Annotated in this window: 8 protein-coding genes; 1 reads left to right on the top strand and 7 read right to left on the bottom strand. The window is 72.1% G+C overall.

The window, feature by feature from the left end; all coding sequences use genetic code 11:
- Window positions 1-12: 12 nt before the first annotated feature.
- Complete coding sequence (locus ACGFH8_RS17580; RefSeq protein WP_393368106.1) at window positions 13-2,664, bottom strand: PKD domain-containing protein; 2,652 nt, start codon at window positions 2,662-2,664, stop codon at window positions 13-15.
- Between the two features lie 559 nt (window positions 2,665-3,223).
- The gene (locus ACGFH8_RS17575) at window positions 3,224-4,267 is read right to left on the bottom strand and encodes a saccharopine dehydrogenase family protein (RefSeq protein ID WP_393368104.1); all 1,044 of its coding nucleotides are present in this window, start codon (window positions 4,265-4,267) and stop codon (window positions 3,224-3,226) included.
- 101 nt (window positions 4,268-4,368) lie between these two features.
- On the opposite strand from ACGFH8_RS17575, the gene ACGFH8_RS17570 reads away from it, so the two are divergent.
- Window positions 4,369-5,316, top strand: a complete 948-nt coding sequence (locus ACGFH8_RS17570) for a helix-turn-helix domain-containing protein (protein ID WP_393368103.1) — start codon at window positions 4,369-4,371, stop codon at window positions 5,314-5,316.
- Window positions 5,317-5,327: 11 nt separating this feature from the next.
- Here the strand turns inward: ACGFH8_RS17570 and ACGFH8_RS17565 are convergent, their stop codons facing one another.
- Genes ACGFH8_RS17565 through ACGFH8_RS17545 form a run of 5 tightly spaced genes read right to left on the bottom strand, consistent with a single transcriptional unit; the run spans window position 5,328 to window position 20,637 of the window.
- Window positions 5,328-10,892 carry an amino acid adenylation domain-containing protein gene (locus ACGFH8_RS17565; RefSeq protein WP_393368102.1) on the bottom strand — a complete coding sequence of 1,855 codons (5,565 nt, stop codon included), beginning with the start codon at window positions 10,890-10,892 and terminating at the stop codon, window positions 5,328-5,330.
- A complete protein-coding gene (locus tag ACGFH8_RS17560) occupies window positions 10,892-14,005 on the bottom strand; it encodes an amino acid adenylation domain-containing protein (RefSeq protein WP_393368101.1) in 3,114 nt (1,037 codons plus the stop codon). Before ACGFH8_RS17560 ends, ACGFH8_RS17565 begins: the two co-directional genes overlap by 1 nt.
- On the bottom strand, window positions 14,002-14,190 hold the full coding sequence (locus ACGFH8_RS17555; protein WP_355031384.1) for an MbtH family NRPS accessory protein: 189 nt from the start codon (window positions 14,188-14,190) through the stop codon (window positions 14,002-14,004). The genes ACGFH8_RS17560 and ACGFH8_RS17555 overlap by 4 nt, the downstream gene beginning before the upstream one ends.
- The gene (locus ACGFH8_RS17550; protein ID WP_393368098.1) at window positions 14,190-15,143 is read right to left on the bottom strand and encodes a TauD/TfdA family dioxygenase; all 954 of its coding nucleotides are present in this window, start codon (window positions 15,141-15,143) and stop codon (window positions 14,190-14,192) included. The genes ACGFH8_RS17555 and ACGFH8_RS17550 overlap by 1 nt, the downstream gene beginning before the upstream one ends.
- Before the next feature lie 22 nt (window positions 15,144-15,165).
- The gene (locus ACGFH8_RS17545) at window positions 15,166-20,637 is read right to left on the bottom strand and encodes an SDR family NAD(P)-dependent oxidoreductase (protein ID WP_393368096.1); all 5,472 of its coding nucleotides are present in this window, start codon (window positions 20,635-20,637) and stop codon (window positions 15,166-15,168) included.
- Between the last annotated feature and the right edge of the window lie 2 nt (window positions 20,638-20,639).

Genomic DNA, 20,639 nt, shown 5'->3' with positions numbered 1-20,639 from the left:
GCACCCCCGTGATCATTTCTGGATGTTCACCCGCCCCGAGGTTATGGTTTTCGGTACGGCCGCGTCGACGTCGTAATCGGCGCCTCGGCTGGTGTCGAATGTGGTGGCTTCGGTGGGATAGCTGTTCGGCCCGCCGGTCCAGACGACCATGCGGAACTGGTCCGGTCCTGGTCGACAGCCCGGAGCGCCGCCGTTGACGCATCCGTCATAGCCGTAGAAGACGAAGCCGTAGCCGGCCTGGCCGTCGACCGTGCCCCGGCCCTTCGCCGCCATCTTCCCGTCCGGGGTGACCACCAGCCAGTCCAGGCCGTCGCCTCCGGAGGTGTCGAAGCGGAAGCCGGTCCCGGTGAGCCAGGTCCGGGCGTCACCCACGGGCACGGTGTCGTTCGGCGCGTAGTACCTGGCGGCGAGATGGAACCAGCCTTCCCCGGAGGCGCCGGGTGTCGTCGTCAACGATCCGACCGGAGCGGCCAGGGAACCGTCGGCGTTGACGAATCCCGCCTGCGGGTCGTAGACGATGATCATGACAGTTGCGGAGTCGGACGCGCCGTCGTCGTCGGTGACAGTCACGCCGATGGTGAACATGCCGGCTCGGGTGAAGGTGTGCGATCGGTTGCAGTTGTCGGCCGCCCCGAACGAGTCGCTGCGGGAATCGTCCCAGTCGATGGCACAGGTGTGGGTGTCGTTCGCCCCGGAGTCGGTGAAGGTGGCGGCCAGGTCGACCGGGGTGTTCACCCTGAACAGCTGCCACGGACGCGGCCCGCTGAGTTGTAGCACCGGCGGGGCGTTACCCACCGTGACCTGCGCGGTGTCGCTGCGGGCGGCGTCGATTCCGTCGTCGGAGGTGAGGGTGACCTCGAACAGCCCGTCGTCCTGGCAGGTGATGAACGTGTCGGGTGCCTCGGCATCCTGGAAGGTGCAGGTCGCGCCGGCGTCGGTGCCGGACACCGGCCGTACGCTCCAGCGCACCGAGCCCTCCTCGGCCGCGTCGGCGGCGCCGGCCAGGCGGATCATCGAGCCTTCCGTGCCGGAGACGTCCGGGCCGGCGTCGACGACATTGTCGTTGCCCGGGTCGTCCACCGGGGTGTCCGTGATGTTGACGTAGAAGGCGTCGCGGTCGTACTGCAGGATGCGGTCGCTGCTGAAGTACTCGCCCAGACGACGACCCGCACGGCGGTTCTGCGAGAGGTTCACCGCCTTCACCGAGAAGTCCCAGGTTGTGCTCGCGGCGCCTTCGCTCGTGCTGGCGAACGGGTACTCGTCACAGTCCTGATAGCTGGTGTCCGGCGGCGTGGGCAGGCCGAGCCCGATGTAGTTGTCGCGCTCCGTTCCCTTTCCGTAGCAGGCGGCGTTCTTGTGGACGCCGTTCTCCTTGTACTGCGGATCCGTGTTGGGGATGCGGTGCAACGGCGGATCGGTGCGGCTGCCCGTGAACTTGCCCGGGATCCTCTTGTCGCGCGGGGGACTGACGAGCGGGTACGTGGGGTTGGGGTTGTCCTGAGCGTCGCGGATGTGCACTGCCACCTCGGCGACTCCGTCAGTGGGTTTCGGACCCCTGTCCTGCGTGGAGTACTCCAGGTGAGGAATGACGTCGTTGAAGATGCACGCCTCGGGTTGCTTCGGCTTGTTGAAGTACGCCGCCGAGTCGCACCGCATCGATCGTGATGCGGTGTGGCCTGGCAAGATCGTCTTGTACTCGTCCTCCGCTCCGCCCTGGAACGTGATCTGCCACTCGTGCAGCCATTTGTAGTCGACGTCGCTCTCGGACTGCGTGGGCTTGGCGGAGGTGATGTCCCAGGAAACCCAGTCGGGACCGTCGTCCCAGTCGCTGAACGTCTTGGACACCGCGGAGCCGCCGAGGGCGCAGCGGGTGTCGTCCAACACGTTGTTGATGCACCGCACGTCCACGACGAGGTGCTGCTTGGGGGCCTTGGTGATGTTGTCGATCGGACCCCATTCGTAGTCGGCCGAGTCCTCGATCGTCTTGAGGAACACTCGGATGCTGCGACTCTGCTTGCTCCCGTACGCCATGACCAGGAAGTTGATATTGCTGGTCCCGACCTGCTCGACCGGGTTGCCCTTGTTGTCGACTTCCCAGTAGTCGACGTTCGTGTCGCTCTTCAGGCAGTACAGGAACCGGTTGTGGACCCGACCGTGATCCGAGTCGGCGCCGGCGGAGTTCAAACAGTCGTTCTGGTCCCCTTCGAGCGGACTCGTCGGCAGGTCGATGCCGGGTGCGGCGGCCGCCGCCCTCGGCTGCCGGTCCAGGGTGGACGACTCGACGAAGCTCCGTTGCTTCTCGGCAATCGCCCGCGTCGTGGCACGGTCGCCCAGTTGCTTCTGGGTGAACGGCTTTCCGCTCGGTTGCTTTCGCGGCGGCACGGATCCGCCGTCGGCAGCCGCGCCAGCCGTCGCGTCGACGACGCCGGAGTCGCCGTCGATCATCGCGCTGTTCTTGTGCCCGTTCTTCCGTACCGGCGTCGGTGCGGAACGTTCCGCGGTGGTCGGTGACGGGCCGGGCTCGGCGAACGCCTGACCTGGCACCGTCAGGCCGAACGCCACGCCGGCCGCCGTCATCGCGGCGAACCGGCGTACGAAGACGCTGCGGCGGCTTCTGGAAATTCGCCTGAGGTTGTCCTTCGGTGGCGCGAAGAATCGCGGCATATCACCCTCCCTGAAACATCGTGCCGGCGGACATGTGGCAGCGGTGTGTGCTGAGGTGCCTGGCTCGCGCGTCCGCGAGACCCGGCCGAAGGGGGATGAGGGCGAAGGCGGCACCGTCGCTGTCGCGTCAGCGGCGTGCACCTTTTTCGATCGTCGACATGCGGCGACTACGCCGGCATGCCGCGCCTCACGTCTCCCTTCCGTGCAGCAACCACTGCAAACGCGAGACCGAAAGGGGCATACCGCTCTTTGAATTCGTACGTGCAGCGACGGCAGTCAGCCGTCGAAGCCCCCGTCGTACGCTGGTCGAGACACTATCGAAGGCGGTCTTCTTCTTACATTGACTATCGGGAATGCGACCCGACCGCGATGTCGACGCGGGGGCCCACATTCGGGGGCGACGACACCTCCGAGTAGGGCGTGAAATCGGGTAGCCGTTGTGCGACGTGAAGGTCAGCGGACTTACCTTTCGGGTGCGTCGTGGGCGCTGTTCGTTCGCGGCCGAGTTGGCGGAGTGGCCGCACTGACCACGGTCTGGATCCGTGCACGGGTCGCCGGGTCAGCCGCGTGTGTCGAGCGGGACGTGCAGCGAGAGGTGCGAGGACAGGGCGCGGAGGAAGTCCGGGGTGTCGAAGGCCGCGCCCGCGGAGGCGACGCCGGTGGTCCTGGTCCGGCCGGTGAGGATGCGGTCGACGGCCTCCACCGCGAGCGGCGCGCTGATGGCGTAGATGTCCTGACCGGCGGCGACCACGCGGCGTTCCGCTCCGCCGGAGCGGACGAGGACGTCGACGACGAAGGTCTGCGCGGAGCGGCCGCGCTCGTCGACGGCGGTCGGTGCCGAGGCGTCAGGAGCGGACAGGTCCGCGGCCGCCTTGGCGGTCATGTAGGTGCGCACCTCCGGGATGGCCAGGTGGCTGGGAATGGTGACGACGTCGGCCATGGTGAACTCTGCGATGACGCTCTGGGGGCCGAGCGGAGCCGGGAAGGGCCACTCCAGGGTCGGCAGAGTGTCGTCGTGGTACTCCAGCCGTCCGCCGGTGTAGCGGACACGGCGGCCACCCCGTCGCTGCCCCGAGACCGCGCCCGCAACACGTGTTCCGGCGGTGGGGTGCCAACTGCTCAGGCCGTAGGCGATGTGCGCCTCGTCCGCCGCCGTCCAGTCGCCCATCGCGGTGGTGACCAACAGGTCGCCGAGGCCGCCGTAGAAGGCCATCGCAGGGACCACCACGGTGCCCGCGGCGCGGGCGCGCCCCGCGAAGTGCGCGAAGGTGTCAAGGTTCGCCTCGATCTCGGCCGCCACGTCGACATACGGGATGCCGGCGCGCAGCGCCGCCTCGACCAGCGGGGCTGCGGTCGTGGCGAAGGGCCCGGCGCAGTTGATCACGGCGGCCGCGCCGTTCAGCGCGCGGTCGAGCGAGGCTGGATCGTCGACCGACGCCTGCCGCGCCTCGAGCCCCGGGTGGGCCTGCGCCAGCGCCAGCAGCTTGTCCTGGTCGCGACCGAGGAGCAGCGGGACGTGTCCGCGCTCGCGCAACTCCGCGACCACGAACCGCCCGGTGTGCCCGTAGGCCCCGAACACTGCCACGTTCCGACCTGATCCCATGTCTGCTCCCGCGTGCTCGAAGTGATCCACTACGGAAATCCTGTCCCCGTTTGCCCATCGGTGACAGTGTCCGGAACGACACGACCCGTACAATTCCCGACATGAGTTCTGTCCCGCGTTCCGTCGCGGTCGCCGCTACCGACGGGATGCTGCACTTCGAGCTGGCCCTGGCCTACGAGGTCTTCGGTTCCGCCCCGGCCGCCCTGCCAGGCCCTTGGTACGACGTCCAGGTGTGCGGCACGCACGCCGTCCGGGTCGGCCGGTTCCTGCTGGAGCCGGACTGCGGGCTCGACCGGCTGGCGCACGCCGACACCGTGATCGTCCCCGCCCTGGCGGACGTCGACGAGGACCCGCCGGCCGACCTGGTCGAGGCGGTGCGCGCGGCCCACGAGTCGGGCGCGCGGGTGGTCTCCCTGTGCACGGGCGTGTTCGTGCTCGCCGCCGCCGGCCTGCTGGACGGGCTACACGCGACCACGCACTGGGCCCACACCGCGCAGCTGGCCGCGCGCTATCCCCGGGTGACGGTCGACCCGGACGTGCTCTACGTCGACAACGGCAGCGTGCTTTCGTCTGCGGGCAAGGCCGCGGCGATGGACCTGTGCCTGCATCTGGTCCGCCGCGACCACGGCTCGGCGATCGCCAACGTGGTCGCCCGCCGCCTGGTCGTGCCGCCCCACCGGGCCGGTGGCCAGGCCCAGTTCGTCACCACACCGGTGCCCACCCAGGACGGCCACCCCCTGGCCGACCTGCTCCCCTGGGCGATGCGGCGGCTGGACCAGCCGCTCACCGTGGAGGACCTGGCCCGCCAGGCGAACATGAGCTCGCGCCACCTGGCCCGCCACTTCCACTCGGTAACCGGCACCACCCCGCTGCAGTGGCTGCTGACGCAGCGGATCCGCCGCGCGCAGGAGCTGCTGGAGACCACGGACGACAGCGTCGACACCATCGCCTCGGCCGCGGGCATGGGCACGGCGACGACACTGCGCCGCCACTTCCACCGCACGATCGGCGTACCGCCGGACGCCTACCGCCGCACGTTCCGGGCGTGAGGCTGCAGTCGTCACACGCCGACCGGCACCCGTTCCTCCTCGCGCTGCGCGGCCCGGGCCGCCAGCCGACGCTCCCGCTCCTGCGCACCGATCAGGTCGTCGGGCAGCGAATCCGCGACCTCAAGGTCGAAGCGGCGGAGCAGCCGGATCGCGAACCCGCCCAGGGTGATCAGGATCAGCGCCGCGCCGAAGCAGACGTACGCGAAGCCGATGCCCCGACCCGGACCGGTGCCGATCACCGCGCCCACCGACCCGGCCAGAGCCCCGTCCGGGGCGAGCAGCGGCTCGAACAGGCGGGTGGCCGCCGGGGCGACCAGCGCGAACCCGATGGGCAGCGTCGACCAGGAGATGGTCTGGTTGAGGCTGAACACCCGGCCGTGATAGCGCTGCGGCACCTTGACCTGGACGATCGTGGCGTAGATGGACTGAGCCGTGGTCATCGACATGGCCAGCCAGAACGCACCGACGCAGATCATCGCCACGGACGCGTCCAGGCCGACCAGGACGCAGCCGACCGCCGTGCCGAGGTTGCCGATCAGCACGCCGATCATGCGTCGGTTGCGGGGACCACCCCAGAGCGACATGAGTACGCCGCCGGCGACCGCGCCGAGAGCCTCGGCCAGGGCCACCTGGGCTACCTGCGTCGCGTTGCCGAAGGAGAGCACCAACGGGGTGGTGAGCACCAGCGCGGGCGCCAGGAAGATGTTGCCCAGCGCGAAGTAGCCCAGCATCAGCCGGAAGCCTCGGTGCCGCCACGAGTAGCGCAGACCGTTGGCGATCGCCACCAGCAGTCGCTCCCGGGGTCGCCATCCGAGCAGGTCGGGGAAGCGGACCACGGACAGGGTCACCACCGCGATCAGATAGCTGGCCACGTCGATCAGCAGGATGCCCTTGAGGTCGATCGCGGCCAGCAGGCCGGCTGCGAAGACCGGCATCAGCAGCATGGCGAACCCGTTGGAGAGCTGGGTGATGCCCATCGCGTGGCCCAGGTAGCGCTTGGGCACCAACTGCGGCACCGCCGACTGGAACGCGATCCGTTGGAACGAGCCGGCCACCTGACTGAGCGCCACCAGGCCGTAGATGTGCCAGAGCGCCAGGTTGTCGGTCCAGAGCAGCGCGGCCAGCACGAGCTGGACCGAACCGGCACTGCAACTGGCGATCATCATGATCTTGCGGCGGCTGATCCGGTCGGTGATCGCCCCGGCGATGGGCAGCACCAGCACCCCGCAGATCAGCGCCAAGGCCCAGAGCAGACCCAGGTCGGTCACCGAGCCGGTGCGGGTGAACAGCCAGATCGGCAGGGCGAACGCGGTCAGCGCCGAACCGGTGGTGGAGACGAGCTGCCCGACGGTGACCGACACGAAGCGGGCCATGCTGGGCCGGACCATCGGCTTGTCCGGGACGACGACGGCGTCGACGCCCCGGGTGTCGGCCACCGCCCAGCCGGCGTCCTCGCCCCGTGCCTGCGGGGTCAGCTCGCCGACGTCGCCGCCGACCAGCGCCGGATGAACCCGGGTGACGATCTCGGCCAGTTCCTGCGCGCGGTACTTGAGGAAGAAGTGCCCGGCCTGGTCGAGCACCACCAGCCCGAGGCGGTCACTGAGGAACTGCCACTCGGCGTACCGCTCGATGTGGTAGTCGGTGACCGGGTCCTCCGAGCCGACCACCGAGATGATCGGGGCGCGCAGCTTCACCGCGCCCTGGTCGAGCAGGGCGGTGAAGTATTCCTCGGAGGCCCGGGAGTCGGCCCGCATGTTGCTGATGATCCGGTCGGCCTGCTCCGGCTCCAGCTCGTCGGTGTCCACACCCATCGACTTGAGCCAGCTCGCGTAGTGCTTGTTGCTGCGCAGCTTCTCCAGCTTGGTGCGCACTGCCGCGAACAGGCCCTTGGGCCGGGCGAATGGGAACATCGCACCGATGTGGAGCGCGGTCAGCTCCCGCCCGGCGGCCTCCACCTTGCGGGCCACCTCGGCGACGATCGCGCTGCCCACACCGCAGTGCCCGTACAGGGCGAGCGGGCCTTCGACGCGCTCGATGATCTCCTCGGCGACCCGGGTGGTCAGCTCGTCGAAGGGCAGCGCGTCCTCGGTGAGCCCCACGTCGTGCCCGGGGATGGCCAGCGACCAGAGCGCGTGCCCGGCCGGCAGCGCGTCCGCGAGGGGCTGGTAGACGATCGCGCTGCCGCCGCCGTACGGCACGCAGACGTAAGTGATCACTCTTTGGGCCGGCGGAATCGGCTTGGTCAGCTCGTAGAGCAGCCGACGGGGCCCGTCGCCACCGCCGCCGGACATGAACGTGGCCAGGTCGCGGATGGTCCGCTGCTGGAACAGGTCCATCACGCCGACCGGCCGCCCACCGTGCTCGGCCTTGCGGATGCGGGCCACCACCTGGGTCGCGAGCATCGAGTGCCCACCCAGGTCGAAGAAGTCGTCGTCGATGCCGAGGGTGGCCACACCGAGCACCTCGGACCAGATCCCGGCGAGCAGCCGTTCGGTGTCGTCGCGCGGCTCCACGAGCGCCACCGAGGCGGCGCGGGTGACGACCGGCGCGGGCAGCGCCGTGCGGTCCAGCTTGCCGTTCGGGGTCAGCGGCAGGGCGTCCAGGGTGACGAACGCCGCCGGCACCATGTACTCCGGAAGGGTCTCCTTGAGCGCCACCTTGACCGCGTCGTGCTCGGCCGCGCCGACCAGGTACCCGGTGAGCCGCTTGTCGCCGGGGGTGTCCTCGCGGACCAGCACCACCGCCTCGGTCACCCCGGGCTGGGCGCGCAGCGCGCTCTCGATCTCGCCCAGCTCGATGCGCAGGCCGCGCAGCTTGACCTGGTGATCGATCCGGCCGAGGAACTCGAGCACACCGCCGGGCCGGTCACCGGGCGCGACCTGCCAGCGGGCCAGGTCGCCGGTACGGTACAGCCGGGCGCCCGGCTCGCCGGAGAACGGGTCGGGCACGAACCGCTCCGCGGTCAGCGCCGCCCGACGGTGGTAGCCGCGGGCCAGCCCCACCCCCCCGATGTGCAGCTCACCCGCGACTCCCACCGGGCACGGGTTGCCCCGGGCGTCCAGCACGTGCAGCCGCACGTTGCTGATGGGCGCACCGATCGGCACGCTGGCCACCTCGGCCAGCAGCGCCGGGTCACACGCCCAGGAGCTGACGTCGATCGCCGCCTCGGTGGGGCCGTACAGGTTGTGCAGGCCACAGCCGGGCAGCCGGGCGGTGAAGTCCCGGGCGGCGGCGAGCGGCAACTCCTCACCGCTGCAGATCACCCGGCGCAGCGCCGTGGCCGCCTCGACGCCGTCCTCGGCGAGGAAGACGGTGAGCATGGACGGGACGAAGTGGGCGGTGGTGACCCGCTCGGACACCAGCAGGTCGCGCAGGTAGCCGGCGTCCTTGTGACCGCCCGGCTCGGCCAGCACCAGCCGCGCGCCCTCGCGCAGCGGCCAGAAGAACTCCCACACCGACACGTCGAAGCTGGCCGGGGTCTTCTGCAACACCGCGTCGTCGGCGCCGAGCCGGTAGGTGCGCTGCATCCAGTCCAGTCGGTTGACGATGCCCCGGTGGGTGTTCGGCACACCCTTGGGCCGACCGGTCGAGCCGGAGGTGTAGATGACGTACGCGAGGTGCGCCGGGCCGGCCGTCGGCGTCGGGTCACCCGTCGGCTGGTCGGCCCAGACCGCCTCGTCGTCCAGGGCGAGCACGGTGGCGTCGGTCGTCGGCAGCACGTCGCGCAGGTGTGCCTGCACCAGCACTACCGGCGCGGCGGCATCGGTGACCATGAAGGCCAGCCGGTCCGCCGGATACTCGGGGTCCAACGGCAGGTAGGCGCCGCCGGCCTTGAGCACGCCGAGCAGGCCCGCGACCAGCTCCACCGAGCGTTCCGCGCAGACACCGACCATGGTCTCCGGGCCCACCCCGCAGGCGCGCAGCCGGTGCGCCACCCGGTTCGCCGCCGCGTTCAGTTCGGCGTACGTCACCGAACGGCCGGCGAAGCGCAGCGCCACCGCGTCCGGAGTACGGGCGGCCCGCTCCTCGATCGGGGCGTGCAGCGTCTGCTGCCGGGGAAAATCGTGGGCGGTGTCGTTCCACCCGGCCAACAGCTCCCGCTCGGCGGGTGCGAGCAGATCGAGCGCGGAGACCGGCAGATCCGGGGTGGCGACCACGGCGCGTAGCAGCGTGGTGAGCCGGTGCGCCATCCGCTCGATGGTGGCCCGGGTGAACAGGTCGGTGTTGAAGACCAGCTTGCCCCAGAGCCCGTTGCCGGTCTCGACGGCGTGCAGCTCGAAGTCGAAGCGGGTGGCGCGCAGCTCCATCGGATGCCATTCGAAGCTGACGTCGGCGTCCTTGGCCACCCCTTCGAACCGGCCCATCTCGTAGTTCTGCAGCACGAACATCGCCTGGAACACCGGTGAGCGGCTGACGTCACGCGGCAGGCCCAGCTCGTGTACGACCCGGGCGAACGGCACCTCGCCGTGCTCCAGCCCGTCCAGCACCGCGCGGCGGGTCCGAACCAGCAGCTCGGTGAAGGTCGGGTCGCCGGCCAGCTCGGCACGCATCGGCAGCATGTTGATGAACATGCCGACCAGGTTCTCCAGCTCCGGAGCGGACCGGCCGGCCACCGATGCGCCCACCGCGAAGTCGTCCTGCCCGGCGTGCCGGGCCAGGAACACCTGGTACGCGGCGAGCAGCGTCATGAACATCGTGCCGCCGTAGGCGCGGGTCAGCGCGGCCAGCCCCTCGGTGGCGGCGGCGTCCAGGGTGAACTCGACGAAGTCACCCCGGTACGTCTGGGTGGCCGGCCGCGGCAGGTCCAGCGGCAGCTCCAGCGGGGTGATCCCGGCGAGGCGCTCCTTCCACCAGTCCACGTGCCGCAGCGCGCCCGGCCCGGCCAGCTCCCGTGCCTCCCAGACCGCGAAGTCTCCGTACTGCACCGGCAGGGCGGGCAGCTCCCGGTCGCGGTAGCGGGCGATCAGGTCGCGCAGCAGCACGTCCACGGACCAGCCGTCACCGACGATGTGGTGCTGGCCGAGGAAGAGCACGTGCTCGTCGACGTTCATCCGGTCCGGAGTGCCGTCTTGCGGCGCGGAGGCCGGATTATCGTCGCAGGCGGCCAGCCGGATCAGCAGAGCCCGCAGCAGCGGCCCGTTGGCCAGGTCGAACGGCGCGACGGCCGCCTCGTCGACACGTGCCTGGGCGGCGGTGTCGTCGGCGGCGTCCACCACGGTCAGCGGCACCTCGACGACCTCGTCGAGCACCACGGTGGGCCGGCCGTCCGAGTCGGCCGGGAACCGGGTGCGCAGCGACTCGTGCCGATGGGTCAGGTCAGCCAGCGCGCGGCGCAGCGCCGCGACGTCCAGCGGGCCACGGACTCGCAAGGGCACCGCGATGTGGTACGCCGCCTCGCCGGGAGCGAGCTGGTCCATGAACCAGACCCGCTCCTGGGCGTACGACAGCGGCACCTCGGCGTCCGGCGGGCGGGGAGTGATCCGCGCGGCGGGCGGGTTGCCCGACCGGCGGCGCAACCGCTGGGCGATCAGCGCCTGCCGGGCGGCGTCGCGGGCCGAGTCCTTCACGTCGGTCATCAGGGGGCGTCCTTCTCCGCCGCGAGCAGCGCGGCGACCTCGGCTTCGGAGAGTTCGTCGAACTCGGCGGCGATCCGCTGCTCGATCTGGGCGGCCAGGTCGGCCACCACCGGGCTGCTGAACAGCGCCCGCATCGGCAGCTCCACGTCCACCTCGGCGCGGATCCGGGCCATCGCCCGCATGCCGCGCAGCGAGTTGCCGCCGAGGGCGAAGAAGTCGTCGAGCGCGCCGACCTTCTCCAGGTGCAGGATCTCGGCGTAGACCTCGGCGACCAGCACCTCGGCGTCGGTACGCGGGGCGAGGAAGCCGTCGGCGGTGGCGGCGGTCGGTGCCGGCAGCGCGGCCGTGTCCAGCTTGCCGTTCGGCGTCAGCGGCAGCGCGTCCAACCGGACGAACGCGCTCGGCACCAGGTGCGCGGGCAGCTCCTGGGCCAGGTCTGCGGCGAGCGTCGCCTCGTCGACCCGGCCGACCAGGTAGCCGACCAGGGTTGGCTCGCCGTTGTCGGCGCGGACCACCACCGCGGCCTCGGCCACGTCCGCGCGGGCGCGCAGCACCGACTCGATCTCGCCCAGCTCGATCCGCATCCCCCGGATCTTGACCTGGTTGTCCCGGCGGCCCAGGTATTCCAGTGCCCCGTCGGCCCGCCAGCGGGCGAGGTCCCCGGTGCGGTACATCCGCTCCCCCGGCGGCCCGTACGGGCAGGGCAGGAAGCGCTCCGCCGTCAGCGCCGGCCGGCCCAGGTAGCCCCGGGCCAGTTGCGCCCCGGCGATGAACAGCTCACCGACCACACCCGGCGGCACCGGGGTCAACGCGGCGTCGAGCAGGTGGACCCGGGTGTCCCGGGTGGACCTACCGATCGGCACCGGCCCGGCGGACACCGGCTGCCCGGGAGCGATCCGGGCCGCGATACAGCCGACGGTCGCCTCGGTGGGGCCGTACTCGTTGATCACCGCAACCCGGGGGTGGGCGGCACGCCAGCCAGCCAGTTGTTCGCCGGTCAGCGCCTCCCCGCCGATCACCAGATCGGTGGTGGGCGACAGGGCGTCGTCGAGCAGCGGCAGGTGGCTGGGGGTGACCTTCAGGAAGGTCGGCGGACCACCGGCCCGCGCCGCCGGGGTGTCGATGCCGGCGAGCCGGACCGTGCCCCCGGCGGTGAGAGGGCCGAGCAGCCCGGTCACGGTCAGGTCGAACGAGACCGGCGAGTGCAGCAGCGCGACACCGGCCAGCCCCGGGTAGGTGTCCCGGGCCCAGGCCAGGTACGCGGTGACCGCGCGGTGCTCGACCAGCACGCCCTTGGGCCGCCCGGTGGAGCCGGAGGTGTAGAGCAGGTACGCCGGGTGCTCCGCGCGCAACGGCGTACGGCGGTCGTCGTCGGTGAGGTCGGCGGAGTCCAGGTCGGCGGCGGTCGTGTCGGTCAGCACCAGTGCGTCGGCGGGGGCCAGCGCGGCCGTCTCCGAGGTGGCCAGCACGAGCGTCGGCTCGGCGTCGGTCAGCAGGTAGTTGATCCGGTTCGCCGGATAGCCGGTGTCCACCGGCAGGTACGCGGCACCGGCCTTCAGCACCGCGAGGATGGCCACCAGCAACTCCACCGAGCGGGGCAGCAGCAGCGCGACCCGGGTCTCCGGGCCGGCACCGCGCTCGACCAGCAGCCGGGCCAGTCGGTTGGCCCGAGCGCCCAGCTCGGCGTAGCTCAGCTCCTCCCCGTCGCAGACCAGCGCGATCGCGGCGGGGGTGGCGACGACCTGCCGCTCCACCTCGGCCACCAGGGTGATCGGGGCGACCGCGGGCCCGGTGTCGGTCCAGGCGCGCAGCAGGTCACGTTCGGCGTCGTCGAGCAGCGGCAGCGCCGACAGCCGCGTCCCCGGGTCGGCCACGGCGGCGGTGAGCAGCCGCAGGTAGCGGGCGACGACCGCCTCCGCGGTGGCCCGGTCGAACAGGTCGGTGCGGTAGACCAGCCGGCTGGTGCCGCCGGTGATGTCGAAGGCCAGGTCGTCCTTGGTGGTGCCCAGCGGCACCGGGTCCAGGCCGGAGTCCGGGATCAGGTTCAGCGCGGTCTGGAACACCGGCTGCACCGACGGGTCGCGTTGCGGGGCGACCGCCTCGACGATCCGCTGGAACGGGGTCTGCCCGTGCTCCATCGCGTCCAGCAGGCCGGTCCGGACGCGGCCGAGCACCTCGGTGACGCTCGGGTCGCCGGTGAGGTCGCACCGCAGCGCCACCGGGTTGACGAACATGCCGATCAGCGGCGTCAGCTCGGCGGTGTCGCGGCCGGCGGTGGAGACGCCCACCACCACCTCGGGGTCACCGGAGATCCGGGAGAGCAGCGCCGCGAAGGCGGCCAGCAGCACCATGTACGGGGTGGTCGACGTGCCGGCGGCGAGCCGCCCGACCTGGTCCAGCAGCCCGTCGGGGAGGTCGAAGCGCACCTCGTCACCGGCGAAGCCGAGCTGGGCTGGGCGCGGCCGGTCAAGCGGCAGGCCGGTCACCGCCGGCGCACCGGCCAGGTGACCGCGCCAGAAGGCGAGCTGCCGCTCCAACTCGGTGTCGGTGAGCTGGTCGCGCTGCCAGACGGCGAAGTCGGCGTACTGGATGGGCAGCTCGGGCACGTCGGCGGGTGCGCCGGCCAGCGCGGCCCGGGTGAACGCGGTCAGCTCGGCGGCGAAGAGCACCGCCGAGTGGCTGTCGAAGACCGCGTGGTGCACCACGAACTGCAACCCGACCCGGTCGGCGGCGAACCGGACCAGCCGGGCCCGCCACGGCGGCGGGGTGTCCAGCGGGATCGGGCTACGCGCCAGCTCGGCGAGGGTCTCGTCGTGGCGGGTCTCCCGCTCGTCGGCGGGCAGACCGGTCAGGTCCAACTCCGGCAGGTCCAACGGCTCGACGGCCCGGACCACCTGCACCAGCGCGCCGTCGACGATCCGCAGGTGCGTACGGAGCGACTCGTGCCGGGCGACCACCTGGCCGAACACGTCGGTGGCCTGTGCGGCGGTGACGCCGACCGGGAACAGCCACGGCGCGGAGACGTTGTAGACCGGCGATCCGGGGTCGAGCTGGTTGGCCGTCCACACCCGCTCCTGGGCGAAGGACGCCGGGAAGGTCCACTCCTTGCTCATGACGCCCCCTCGCGTACCGAGCGGGGGCGCATGTCGGTCCAGACGGTGTCGATGTGCGCCAGGCACTCCTCGCGGGTGCCGGCGAAGCCGGTGTCGTGCCATCCCGCCGGGAGGTCCCGCTCGGCCGACCAGATCGAGTACTGCTCCTCGTCGTTGCGCACGACCAGGAATCGGGGCTCGGCCATCACTGCTCTCCGAAGGTGTCGGGGGTGTGCGGTTCGGCCATCGCGACGGCGATCCTGCGGGGGCCGGTGAACGGTTCCCGGCCGTGCGCGGCGGTCATGTTGTCGACCACCAGCACGTCGTCGCGGTGGTAGTCGAAGCGGACGCTCGCGGCCCGGTAGGCGGCCCGCAGGTGGTCCATGACGTCGGCGGGGATCTCGCCACCGTCGCCGTAGTAGGTGTTCGACGGCAGCCCGTCGGCGCCGAACATGTCCAGCAGGCCCTCCTGGAGGTCCTTCGCCAGGCTGCTCACGTGGAAGAAGGTGGCGTGGTTGAACCAGCGGGGAACGTCCGAGCCGGGGCGGAGGTGCACGGCGTCGCGCACCGCACGGGTACGCAGCCCGTCCCGGCCCACCCACTCCAGCGTGATCCGGTTGGCCGCCGCGTACGCCTGCACCTCGGCACGATCGTCGGTGCCGAACACGTGCTGCCAGGTGGTGCCGAAATCCTCGTGGAAGTTCCGGATCAGCATCCAGCGCCGGCGGACGAACTCCTCGCGTACCGCCGGGTCGATCTCCCGGTAGACCTGACGGATGTCGGCCAACGGGGTGGCGCCCAGCGTCTGCGGCGCGGTGATGCAGTAGAAGAACAGGCTCAACGGCCACCGCGCCTGGTACGAGTTCTCGTTGTGCAGGAAGATTTCCTCGTCCGGTGGGTAGTCGGTCGAGGTGTACACCCGGCCCTTGATGGCGTGCCGGGGCGAGGACCGCTCGGTGTAGGTCAATGGTTCCCCGGACAATGCCCGGACCACCTGGTCGAAGCCGTCCACCCCGCCCACGTCGAAGCCGCGGAACAGCAACCCACCCTGGTCGGCCAGGGTGGCCCGCAGCTCGGCGCGGCGATCGGTGATCAGCTGGGTCAGCGCCCGGCCGTCGGCTTCGACGACCACGGGCAGCGTGGCGATCGTGTCGCTCATTGCTGTCTACTCCTGATTCTCGTTACACGCGGGGCAGTCGCGGGATGGCGGAGGTCGGCGCCGGGGCGGCCGGATCGTCGGTGTTGGCGGCACGCAGTTCCTCGATCCGGGCGGCGAGCCCGGCCACCGTGGGGGTCTCGAAGAGGCTGCGCATCGGCAGCCGCACGCCGGTCGCCCTGCGCATCGCCGCGATGAGCTGCACCGCGACCAGGGAATTGCCGCCCAGGGCGAAGAAGTCGTCGTCGACGCCGACCTCGGCCACCCCGAGCCCGTCCTCCCACACCCGGGCGATGATCTTTTCCAGCTCGGTGCCCGGTGCGGCGCCGCCGTCCCCGAGGCCGGACCGGGTCGAGCCGGTGACCGTGTCGTCGCCGGCGAGGTCGTCGGCGGTGACCCGACCGGCCCGATGCCGGATGTCGGCCACCGTCCGGGTGGCGATGACGACCTGGGCGCCGAGACCGGCGGTGAGGCTGCGGCGGAACGCCTCCGCACCGTCCACCGGCCGGATGTCCTCGGTCGAGGCCAACGACGGGGCATCGACCGTGGACGTCTCGGTCAGGCCACCGGTGACCGCCCCCTGGTCGACCCGGCGCAGCACGAAGTCGCTGATCGCAACCAGTTCCCGGCCGTCCGGGTCGCGCAGTGACAGGTCGGCGGTGACCACCTCGTCGGTGTGACCGGGCCGGTGTCGCAGCTCGCTGGTGAACCGGGCCGGCAGCGGCCCGCGCACCACGATCCGGCCGTAGGACAGCGGCAGGTAGGCGCCGCTGCCCTGGCCCCGGCCGAACGCGGTCGCCACGTCCAGCAGCGCGGGGTGCAGGCCCCAGGCGGGCAGGTCACCGAGCGCGGCGGCCGGGGCCTCGATCACCGCCAGCTCGGTGTCGTCGGCCAGATGGTGCTCGGTCAGGGCGGCCCAGCGCGGCCCGAAGGTGAGCATGCTGGTGCGGCCCCGGCCGAAGGACGCGTCGTCGTCCACCCGCCGACCGGTGGGTTCGACGCGGTGGGCCGGCGGGGTGGGCTCGTCGGTCCAGCCGGCTCCACCCCGCACGTGGGTGCGCAGGAGACCGCTGGCCAGGCTCCGGACGGCGAAGTCGGTGCCGCCGTCGTCGGCCGGCGTCAGCTCCACCCGGTACTGGGCGATGGTGCCGTCGGGCACCGCGAACGGCTCCAGGAAGACCACGTCGCGCAGCTCCACCGCCGCGTCCCCGTCGGGCGCGGGCATCGCGGCGGCCACCGCGGCCCGCACCGACTCCAGGTGGGCGGTGCCCGGTACGACAGGTACGCCGGCGATCCGGTGCTCGTCGAGCAGCCAGTGGGTGCTGGCGGAGACCAGGCCGTGCAGCACGGTCTCCGTCGGCCCGCTGACCTTCGTGGTGAGCACCGGGTGGTCGACGGTGCTGGTCACCGTGTCGCGGCCGGCGGCCCGGAACCCGGCCGGCGCGGCGGTCTCCACCGCCATGCCCACCTCGGCCCAGCCGCCCCAGTTCTGCGACAGCACCGGAGCCCGCCAGCCGGCACCCGAGCGGGCGTGCGCGTCCAGGAACGCGTTCGCGGCGCAGTAGTCGACCTGCCCGAAGCCGCCGACCACCGCGGTGATGGACGAGCAGAGCACCACGAAGTCCAGCGGCAGGTCGCCGAAAACCTGGGCCAGGGCGAGCGTGCCGGCGAGCTTGGGAGCGAGCACCCGCTCGGCCTCGGCCCGCTCCTTGACCTCGACCATTCCACCGCCAGGCAGACCGGCCGCGTGCACGATGCCGTCGATGCCGCCGTACGCGGCCTGCGCGGCGTCGCGGACCCGGCGCAGGTCGGCGGGGTCGGTGACGTCGGCGGCGAGCACCAGCACCTCGGCGCCGGCGGCTTCCATCCGGCGGATCGCCGCGATGGCCCGACCGGCCCGGTCGTCGCCGTGCACGGCGAGGTGGTCCGCCCACCGCTCACGCTCCGGAAGCCCGGAGCGGGCCAGCAGCACCAGCTTGGCGCGGGCGCGGGTGGCGAAGTCCTCGGCCAGGGTGATGCCGATGCCGCCGAGCCCACCGGTGATCAGGTACCGGCCGCCGTCGCGCAGCGCGCCCGGCTCCCCCTCGGCGTCGAGCGTCACCTGCTCGACGTCGGCCACCCAACGCCGGCCCCCACGGAGGGCGACCTCCGGCTCCCGAGGACGGCGCAGCTCGGCGACCAGCGCGGTGACGTCGTCGTCGGCCGGGTCCGCGTCGACCAGCCGGACGGCCAACCCGGGTAGTTCGGCCGGGAGCACCCGGGCCAGCCCGGCGAGGGTGGCGTGCTCCGGGCGGCGCAGGTCGTCGCCGCGCACATCGCCGGTGCCGGCGGTGACCAGATCCAGGACGACGTCGCCGTCCTCGCCGGTCAGGCCGGCGCCGGCCAGCGCCTGCACCAGGTGCAGGGCGCTGAAGAAGCCCAGCTCCTGGGCCGCCCAGGTGGCCGCGATGTCGGTGCCGGTCGGCGCACCGTCCAGCGTGAAGGCGTGCACCAGCCGGGTCGGCAGTCCACCGTCGGCGGTGAGCGCGGCGACAAGCGCCTCGTGATCCGAGCGGACCCCGGGGCGCAGCCGGTAGCCGCCGTCGGCGGTGAAGGCGTCGCCGGGGCGTACCGGGACCGGGTCGGCGCCGGCGGCCCGCAGGCCGGCGACCAGGGCGTCGCCGCGCGCGCCCGCGGTCAGCACCAGGCAGCGGCCCAGCGCCCCGGTCGGCGGCAGCGGCGCGGCCTGCCGCCAGACCGGCACCGCGAACCACTCGGGCAGCGGTCGCGGCCCGGTCTCCACCGCAGCGGCGGCGACCTGCTGCTCCGGGTCCGGGTCGATCCAGTAGCGGCGGCGCTCGAACGGGTAGCTGGGCAGCGGCACCCGCCGCGCCGCCGGGTCCACGTCGAACCGTACGGGCAGCCCGGCGCACCAGAGCGCGCCGGCGGTACCGAGCAGAGCGGCCAGGTCGCCGGTGGTCTCCCCGGCGGCGGGCAGGCTGCCCAGCGGGATGAGCGGTCGCTGCTCCGGCGCCGCCTTGGCGACCTGCATCCGGGCCAGGCTGGCCAGTTGCCGGCCGGGACCGCACTCGACCAACTGCCAGGTGCCCGCCGCCAGCAGGGTGGCCACACAGTCGCCGAAGCGGACCGGCTGGCGCAGGTGCGCCGCCCAGTACGCCGGGTCGGTGGCCTGCTCGGCGGTGATCCAGGTGCCGGTCACGTTGGAGAGGAACGGCGCGGTCGGCGGGCGCAGCGACACCGTGCCCATCAGCGCGGTGAACTCGGCGAGGATCGGCTCCATCATCGGCGAGTGGAACGCGTGCGAGGTGCGCAGCATCTTGGACTTTGCCGTCAGCGTCGCCGCGAACGCCTCGACGGCGGCGGTCTCGCCGGCCACCACGCAGGTCCCCGGCCCGTTGACCGTGGCCACCGAGAGCCCCTCGGGCAGCACGTCGGCGACCGCCGACTCGTCCAGCGAGACGGCGAGCATCGACCCGGTGGGCAGCGACTGCATCAGCCGGCCCCGGGCGGCGACCACCCGCAGCGCGTCCGGCAGGCTCAGCACCCCGGCAACGGTGGCCGCGACGTACTCACCGATCGAGTGGCCGATCATCGCGGCCGGGCGTACGCCGGTGGCCTGCCAGAGCGCGGCCAGGGCGTACTCGACGGTGAACAGCGCCGGCTGGGTGTAGCGGGTCTCGGCGAGCTTCTCCCCCGCCGTCGGATCCCGACCGAGGATCAGGTCACGCAGGTCGATGCCCAGGTCGGGAAGGAGCAGTTCGGCGCACTCGTCGACGACGGCGGCGAAGCGGGGCTGCTCGGCGTGGAGCTGCGCGCCCATCCCGGCGTACTGGGAACCCTGACCGGAGAACAGGAGGGCGACTTTCGGGGCTGGGCGCCCGGTCGGTGGTTGCGCTCCGCGTTTCGGGGCGCGCAGGGCCGTGACGGCGCTGGGGAGATCCGACGCGACCACCGCGCGGCGGTGCGGGTGCGGGCGGCGCCCGGCACGCAGGGTGTGCGCGACGTCGGCGAGGTACGCGGGCCCGGCGTCCGCGGCACCGTCCAGGTGGGCGGCGAGGCGCTGCACCGCGGCGTCCAGGGCGCCCGGGGTGGCAGCGCTGACCTGGAGCAGATGCGCCGGGCGCACCCGGCGGTCGGTGCGGTACGCCGCCGGCGCCTCCTCGAGCACGACGTGCGCGTTGGTGCCGCCGATGCCGAACGAGCTGACCCCGGCCCGGCGCGGCCCGCCGTCGGTGTCCCACTTGGTGAGGATGTTCGCCACGTAGAACGGGGTGTCGGCGAACTCGACCGCCGGGTTCGGCGTCTCGTAGTTGATCGTCGGTGGGATCAGCCCGTGCTCCATGGCGAGCACCGTCTTGATCACGCTGACGATGCCCGAGGGTTGGCTGAGGTGGCCGATGTTGGACTTCACCGACCCGATGCCGCACCAGCCCCGCTCGTCGGTGTCCCGGCTGTAGACGGCGGAGAGCGCCGCGACCTCGATCGGGTCGCCCATCGCGGTGCCGGTGCCGTGCGCCTCGACGTAGCTGATGGTGCGCGGGTCGATGTCGGCCATGTCGACGGCCTGGGCGATCGCGGCCACCTGCCCGTCGACGCTGGGCGCCGTGAAGCCCACCTTGCCGGCGCCGTCGTTGTTGATGGCGTTGCCCCGAACCACGGCACGGATGTGGTCCCCGTCGGCGATCGCGTCGGAGAGCCGCTTGAGCAGTGTCACCCCGACGCCACTGCCCCACACGGTGCCGTTGGCGGCGGCGTCGAACGGGCGGCACCGGCCGTCGGGCGAGGTGAAGCCCTCCATGCCGAGGTAGCCGACGTGCGGCAGCTCGATGTTGACACCGCCGGCCAGCGCCATGTCGCACTCACCGTTGCGCAGTGACTCGCAGGCCAGGTGGAACGCGACAAGCGAGGTGGAGCAGGCGGTGTGCACGGTCAGGCTCGGCCCGCGCAGGTCCAGCCGGTACGACACGTTGGTGGCCACGTAGTTCGGCGAGTTGCCGGTGGCGATGGAGACCGCGCCGTGTGGGTTGCCGCCGACCCGCTGGTTACGCAGCACGTAGCGGTGCAGGTAGGTGTTGCCGCCGGTGCCCGCGTACACGCCGATCGCGCCGTCGTAGCGGGCCGGGTCGTAGCCGGCGTCCTCCAGCGCGGTGTGGCAGGACTCCAGGAACAGGCGGTGCTGCGGGTCGGTCAGCTCCGCCTCCCGGGCGGTCATCCCGAACAGCGTGGCGTCGAACTCGTCGTAGCCGTCGACAAGCGGGGCGCGGTTGACCCAGCCCGGGTCGTCGACCTCCGTGGGTGTCGCGCCCCGGGCGAGCTGCTCCTCCCGGGTCAGCTCGGTGGTGGACTCCACGCCGTCGACCAGGTTGCGCCAGAACTCGTGGACGTCGGCGGCGCCGGGCAGGCGCGCGGCCAGGCCGACGATCGCGATCGGTTCGATGCCGTGGTCGGGTGAGTCGGTGACGTCGTCGGACTGGTCGGCTGCGGTCGGGTTGCTCATCA

It is taken from the genome of Micromonospora sp. NPDC049175, from assembly GCF_043197345.1.
GTDB lineage: Bacteria > Actinomycetota > Actinomycetes > Mycobacteriales > Micromonosporaceae > Micromonospora.
Note: the sequence above shows the minus strand (reverse complement) of the source record. Positions and strands in the feature narration are given on the sequence as shown.